This window comes from Amycolatopsis sp. NPDC051071 (genome assembly GCF_040682875.1).
GTDB lineage: Bacteria > Actinomycetota > Actinomycetes > Mycobacteriales > Pseudonocardiaceae > Amycolatopsis.
In genome coordinates this window covers 1-6,429 of record NZ_JBFBBY010000275.1, presented here as the reverse complement: position 1 = coordinate 6,429, position 6,429 = coordinate 1, and the positions used below count along the sequence as shown (strand labels likewise).

General features: G+C 68.8%; 7 protein-coding genes. 2 read left to right on the top strand and 5 right to left on the bottom strand.

The genetic code is table 11. The features are described 5' to 3' along the window. Window positions 1–76 precede the first annotated feature (76 nt). From AB0M65_RS39790 to AB0M65_RS39770, 5 genes are read right to left on the bottom strand one after another with little or no spacing between them, the layout of a single operon-like run. Window positions 77–943 carry an aldehyde dehydrogenase family protein gene (locus tag AB0M65_RS39790; RefSeq protein ID WP_364040464.1) on the bottom strand — a complete coding sequence of 289 codons (867 nt, stop codon included), beginning with the start codon at window positions 941–943 and terminating at the stop codon, window positions 77–79. Continuing rightward, window positions 936–2,369 carry an aldehyde dehydrogenase family protein gene (locus AB0M65_RS39785; protein ID WP_364040461.1) on the bottom strand — a complete coding sequence of 478 codons (1,434 nt, stop codon included), beginning with the start codon at window positions 2,367–2,369 and terminating at the stop codon, window positions 936–938. Before AB0M65_RS39785 ends, AB0M65_RS39790 begins: the two co-directional genes overlap by 8 nt. A 3-nt stretch (window positions 2,370–2,372) precedes the next feature. Then, window positions 2,373–3,347, bottom strand: coding sequence for a deoxyribose-phosphate aldolase (gene deoC / locus AB0M65_RS39780; protein WP_364040458.1), 975 nt, complete (start codon window positions 3,345–3,347; stop codon window positions 2,373–2,375). Between the two features lie 19 nt (window positions 3,348–3,366). Continuing rightward, window positions 3,367–4,524 carry a serine hydrolase domain-containing protein gene (locus AB0M65_RS39775; RefSeq protein ID WP_364040455.1) on the bottom strand — a complete coding sequence of 386 codons (1,158 nt, stop codon included), beginning with the start codon at window positions 4,522–4,524 and terminating at the stop codon, window positions 3,367–3,369. An 18-nt stretch (window positions 4,525–4,542) separates the two neighbouring features. After that, window positions 4,543–5,154 (bottom strand): DUF1707 domain-containing protein, encoded by a 612-nt coding sequence (locus AB0M65_RS39770; RefSeq protein ID WP_364040467.1) that lies wholly within the window; start codon window positions 5,152–5,154, stop codon window positions 4,543–4,545. Window positions 5,155–5,259: 105 nt separating this feature from the next. Here AB0M65_RS39770 and AB0M65_RS39765 point away from each other — a divergent pair, with 105 nt between their 5' ends. Continuing rightward, window positions 5,260–5,703 (top strand): protein-tyrosine phosphatase family protein, encoded by a 444-nt coding sequence (locus AB0M65_RS39765; protein WP_364040452.1) that lies wholly within the window; start codon window positions 5,260–5,262, stop codon window positions 5,701–5,703. A gap of 18 nt (window positions 5,704–5,721) precedes the next feature. Further along, entirely contained in the window at window positions 5,722–6,345 is a 624-nt protein-coding gene (gene upp / locus AB0M65_RS39760; protein WP_184899384.1) for a uracil phosphoribosyltransferase, read from the top strand. The last annotated feature ends 84 nt before the right edge of the window (window positions 6,346–6,429 follow it).

Below are 6,429 nucleotides of genomic sequence, written 5' to 3'. Positions count from 1 at the left end.
GCCGAGGGAAGGGGGCCTTCACGCGGCTGATCATTCAACCCATGGCCGAGGGAAGGGGGCCTTCACGCGCGGGGGGTCAGACGCCCAGTGGGTGCCAGACAGTCTTGGCTTCCAGGTACCGGCGCAGTCGTGCGATGTCGGCGTCGGCCGTCCAGTCCGGCTCGGCGTCCGGGACGGTCAGGACGCGCTTCACGGTGCCCGCGGCGTCACGCGCCAGGTCCGCCCGCGCGGAGGGCTCCGCGCCGGTCGGGTCGAGGGCGTTGACGTCGGCATGCGACGCCAGCCACGAGCCGAGTTCCGACGCCCGGCCGGTCAGGATGTTCGCGACCCCGCCGGGCAGGTCGGACGTCGCCAGGACCTCCGAAAGCGTGATCGCGGGCAGCGGCCGCTCCGCGCTGGAGACGACCACCGCCGTCGAGCCCGTCGCCAGCACCGGGGCCAGCACGCTCACCAGACCGAGCAACGATGACCGCTGCGGCGCCAGCACACCGACGACGCCGGTCGGTTCCGGGACGGTGAAAGAGAAGTACGGCCCCGCGACGGGGTTGGCCCCGCCGAGTACGGTCGCGATCTTGTCCGTCCAGCCCGCGTACCAGACCCAGCGGTCGATCGAAGCGTCCACAAGGGACTGTGCCTTCTTCGCCGCGACGCCTTCGGAAGCGGCCACTTCCGCGACGAACTGCTCGCGACGGCCTTCCAGCACCTCCGCCACCCGGTACAGCACCTGACCGCGGTTGTAGGCGGTCGCCGCCGACCAGCCGCCGAAAGCCTTGCGGGCGGCCGAAACCGCGTCACGGACGTCCTTGCGGGACGCGTGCGAGGCGTTGGCCAGGAACTTGCCCTTGGCGTCGGCGACCGGGTACACGCGGCCCGATTCCGAGCGCGGGAACTTGCCGCCGACGTAGAGCTTGTAGGTCTTCGCCACCGAAATACGGTCAGACATCGAGGTAGGCCTCCAGTCCGGTGCGTCCGCCTTCGCGGCCGAAACCCGACTCCTGGTAGCCGCCGAACGGCGCGGCGGGATCGAAGCGGTTGAACGTGTTGGCCCAGACGACACCGGCGCGGAGCTGGTTCGCCATCCACAGGATGCGCGAGCCCTTCTCGGTCCAGATGCCGGCGGAGAGCCCGTACGGCGTGTTGTTCGCCTTGGTGACGGCTTCGTCCGGCGTGCGGAAGGTCAGCACGGAGAGCACCGGGCCGAAGATCTCCTCGCGCGCGATGCGCATCGACTGCTGCACTTCGGAGAACACCGTGGGAGCGAAGAAGAAACCGCGTTCGGGCACCGGGCACGGGCTGGTCCAGCGCTCCGCGCCCTCGGCGTCGCCGGACTCCACCAAACCCTTGATCTTCGCGAGCTGCTCGGCGGAGTTGATCGCGCCGATGTCGGTGTTCTTGTCCAGCGGGTCGCCCAGCCGCAGCGTCGAGACGCGGTAGCGGAGCTTTTCGAGGACCTCTTCGGCAATGGACTCCTGCACCAGCAGGCGTGAACCCGCACAGCAGACGTGGCCCTGGTTGAAGAAGATCCCGTTGACGATCCCCTCGACGGCCTGGTCCAGCGGTGCGTCGTCGAAGACGATGTTCGCGGCCTTGCCGCCCAGCTCCAGCGTGAGCTTCTTCGACGTACCCGCGACCTGGCGCTGGATGGCCTTGCCGACGTCAGTCGATCCGGTGAAGGCGACCTTGTCGACGTCGCCGTGACCCACGAGCGCGGCGCCGATGTCACCGGCGCCGGGCAGGATGTTGACCACACCCGGCGGCAGTTCGGCCTGCTGGCAGATCTCCGCGAACACCAGCGCGGTCAGGGGAGTCGTCTCGGCGGGCTTGAGCACCACGGTGTTGCCGGTGGCCAGCGCGGGTGCGATCTTCCACGCCAGCATGAGCAGCGGGAAGTTCCACGGGATGACCTGGCCCGCGACGCCGAGCGGCCGCGGGTTCGGGCCGTAGCCCGCGTAGTCGAGCTTGTCGGCCCAGCCCGCGTGGTAGAAGAAGTGCGCGGCGGCCGTCGGCACGTCGGAATCACGCGATTCCTTGATGGGCTTGCCGTTGTCGAGGCTTTCCAGCACCGCCAGTTCCCGCGACCGCTCCTGGATCAGGCGCGCGATGCGGAACAGGTACTTGGCGCGTTCCGAGTCCGGCATCTTGGACCAGACACCGTTATAGGCCTTGCGGGCTGCCTTCACCGCGGTGTCCACATCGGACACCGACGCGGTGCCGACCTCGGCGAGCACCTCTTCGGTGGCCGGGTTGATCGTCTTGAGCGGCTCACCAGAGCCGTCGATGAACTCGCCGTTGACGAATGGCCGGTAATGCGCTTTGAGGTTCGCGATGTCGCGCGATTCGGGCGCGGGCGCGTACTCGAAAATGCCCATGGATCAGTCCACCGTCACGTAGTCGGGGCCGCTGTAGTGGCCGTCGGCCTGGGTGCGGCGCTGGAGCAGGAGGTCGTTGAGCAGGCTGGACGCCCCGAACCGGAACAGACCCGGGTTCAGCCACTGCTCGCCGGCGACCTCGTGCACCGCGACCAGGTACTTGATCGCGTCCTTGGTCGTCCGGATGCCACCGGCGGGTTTCACCCCGCGTAGTTCACCGGTCTGGACGAACCAGTCGCGGACGGCCTGCAGCATCACGTGGGTGACCGGCAGCGTCGCGGCGGGCGAGACCTTGCCGGTGGAGGTCTTGATGAAATCGCCGCCCGCGAGCAGCGCGAGCCACGACGCGCGGCGGACGTTGTCGTAGGTGACCAGCTCGCCGGTTTCGAGGATGACCTTCAGATGAGCACTGCCACACGCGGCCTTGATGGCCTGGATCTCCTCGAAGACGTCCAGGTAGCGGCCCTCCAGGAAAGCACCGCGATCGATCACCATGTCGACTTCGGCGGCGCCGGCGTCGACGGCGATCTTCGTGTCGGCCAGCTTGATGTCGCGGCTCGTGCGGCCTGCCGGGAAGCCGGTGGCCACACTCGCGACGTGGATGCCGGTGCCGCGAAGCGCCTCGACAGCCGTCTCGACCATGTCCGGGTACACGCAGACGGCCGCGACCCGCGGGGTGTCCGGCCGCTCCGGGTCCGGCCGCTTGGCCTTCGCGGCCAGCGCACGGACCTTGCCCCGGGTGTCTGCGCCTTCGAGGGTCGTCAAGTCGACCATCGAGATGGCGGTGTCGATCGCCCAGAGCTTGGCGGCCTTCTTGATGCTGCGCGTGCCGAGGCCCGCCGCCCGCTGCTCGACGCCGACCTGGTCGACACCAGGCAGCCCGTGCAGGAACCGGCGCAAGCTCGCCTCGTCGCGAGTCGCGTCCGTCAGCGGCGCCGGGGTGGCCGGAACCGCTGACGAGCTGGTCGTAGCTGTCATACCGGTGAGTGTAGGCGGCCTACAAGCTGGGCACCGGGGCCTGGGCGGTGGCCTGTGCGGGCAGCACCGGCGCGCAGAACTCGCTGATCATCGGCAGCTGGCGTTTGAGCGCGGCGTCCGGCGACGCGGTGAGGTCCACCGTGGCCAGCGTGGAGATGTTCTTGCCTGCTTCGTCACGGAAGCTGAGGGTGTTGAAGCCGGGCAGGTCGCCGCCGTGGCCCCAGATGGTGACGTCTTCCGCGCAGATGCCCGCGCTCTTGAGATTCAGCTTCATCAGGCCGAGGCCGTACTCCATACCGCCCGCCGGAACCGTCTTCTTCATCTGCGTGAGCAGGTCGGCGGGCAGCAGGTGGCCGCCGAGCAGCGCGTCGAAAAAGCGATTGAGGTCGGCACCCGAGGACACCACACCGCCCGCGCCGAAGTAGCGCGAGTAGTTGTAAGTGGTGACGTCGGTGAGGCGGCGTGGCACGTCGTACAGCTGCTCGTAGCCGTGGGCGGCCGGGCCGAGCAGGAACGGGAAGTCGCGGGGGAGCGAGGTGTCGCGCAGGTGCAGCGGACGGGTGATGCGTTCGTCCAGCACCCGCTCCAACGGCTTCCGGGTGGTCTTTTCGACCAGCAGGCCGAGGACGTTGTAGCCGGTGTTGGAGTACGCCCAGCTCGCACCGGGCTTGAACAGCAGCGGCTGCTTCGTCGTGCTCAGGCGGATCTGGTCGTCGCTGTCGAAGTGCTCGAAGCGTTCGGTGTCGACCTCCGGCGCCGTCGCCCAGGTGTCCTCGGGGAGCAGGTCGCGCGGGAGCCCGCTGGTGTGCTGGAGCAGCTGGCGGACGGTGATCGGTTCCGGATACGGCAGCAGACCGGGCAGGTAACGCTGGACGGGTTCGTCGAGCCCGACGCGCTTCTCGGCCACGAGCTGCAGGACCAGCGTCGCGACGAAGACCTTCGAAACGCTCGCGACCCGCCAGCGTCCGGACGCGCTGGGCTTACCGGGCCGGGTGATGTCCGCGACGCCGCTGACGCCGCGGAAGTCGTCGGCGACGGCGACCATCCCCGGGATACCGGCGGCGACCGCCGCGTCCATCGCGGTCTGACGCGGATCGGTCTTCCCCGCGGCCGCCGCCGGGAAGGCGGTGACGGAAAGCAATGCGGCACAAGCGATGGCGACGAAACTCCGGCGCATCAGCTGACCCCCCAGTGTTCAGGCTCCGAGTTCTCCTACGTCCTTTCTACGCGGTTTCCGCTTGACGACGACGCCACCCCAGAACGCCAGGCCGGTGATCTTCACCGTCGGCGCGGTCGGTGACGCGGGCGGTGAGCCTGCCCGGTCCTCCAGTTCGAAGGCACCCATGAAGCCGATTCCGGTGACCTCGACGTTGATGTCGTCGGGAACGATGATGTCGATCCCACCCATGATCGCGACCGCGGTGATCGTCGAATGCTTCTCGGCGAACCGCGCGTACCGCAGGTCGAGTTCGGCGCCGCCCCAGAAGGCGAAACTGTTGTGCTGCGGCGGGACCACCCAGCTGCCCTTGCGCGAGGCGCCGGACATGACGGCGATCGACGCGCCGGAGCCGGGATGCCCGCCGATCCGGTCGTCAGGCAGGCCGAGCGCCCGCGACGTCGCGGGTTCGATCGCCGTCCGGGATTGGTGCGGCAGATCGGCGGTGACCGGCTTCAGTTCCCCGACGGTCTTGGCCTCGTAGACGATGGTGAGCCGGTCTTCCAGCTCGTTGATGGTGATGCGTCCCTCGGACATCGCCGCGTGCAGCACCTGCGCGACCTGCTCGCGGTCGGCGTCGGAGATGCGCATTTGTTCGGGACTCGGCAGGGCCGGCTCTTCGCTCACGTGCGGGAGCTTAGCGCCGGTGGGAGGGCCGGGCGTCCACCTTCTGGCCAACAGTGGAATTCTGCCGTGATGGGGAACTCACTACCTGGCGCGATCGCGCTACCGGACGGTGTCGAATTGCGAGGGCGGGGCCTGGGTCGCCCCTGGCCAGAGGGGCCTTCGCCGGATTTCGGACTGTATCTGGGTGGCGCGAAACTACGCCGGAAGCATGACCACAAGCTGGACTGGGACCACGAGTGGATCCGCTGGCCAGATTTCCTGCTGCCGATGGACTGGGCAGAGGCCCGGCGGCAGATCGTGGCCCTGCACGAGCGGGCGGCGTCGGGAGAGGGCGTCGAGGTCGCCTGTTACGGCGGGGTGGGGCGGACCGGGACGGTGATGTCCTGCCTGGCGACGCTTTCCGGGCTGGGCGCCGACGAGGCCGTGGCGTGGGCGCGGGCTCACCACCACGAGCGTTCGGTGGAGACGCCGTGGCAGCGCCGCTGGGTCGGCTGGTTCGCGCGGCAGGCGTGAAGAGCTAAATTGACCGGCATGGATGTGCACGTCGTTGATCACCCGCTGGCCAAGGCCCGGCTTTCGACCATGCGCGACGCGCGTACCGACAGTGCCGCCTTCCGCGCGGCACTGCACGAACTGACCGTCATGCTGGTCTACGAAGCCACGCGGGACATGCCCGTGCGCATCGAACGGATCCACACGCCGGTGGCGCGCACCGACGGCTACGCGCTGGCCAGCCCGCCGCTGCTGGTGCCGGTGCTGCGGGCCGGGCTGGGGATGGCGGACCAAGCACACAAACTGATCCCCGACGCCCAGATGGGCTTCGTCGGCCTCGCCCGCGACGAGGAGACACTCAAGCCGACGCCGTACCTGGAGTCGTTGCCCGAATCGCTCGCCGACCGGCCGGTACTGGTACTCGACCCGATGCTGGCGACCGGTGGCTCGATGGAGTACACGATCCGGCTGCTCACGGACCGGGGTGCCACCGACGTCACGGCGATCTGCGCGCTGGCGGCACCCGAGGGGATCGCGCATCTGGAGAAGACCGGGCTGCCGCTCCGGGTGGTGACCGCGAGTATCGACGAGCGGCTGAACGACTCCGGGTTCATCGTGCCCGGCCTGGGTGACGCGGGGGACCGGCAGTACGGCGCCGTCTGACCCTGCTCGGGTTGGTACATGCGTGCTTTCAAGTACATGAAGGCCCCCTTCCTTGCGCTAGGCGCAAGGAAGGGGGCCTTCATG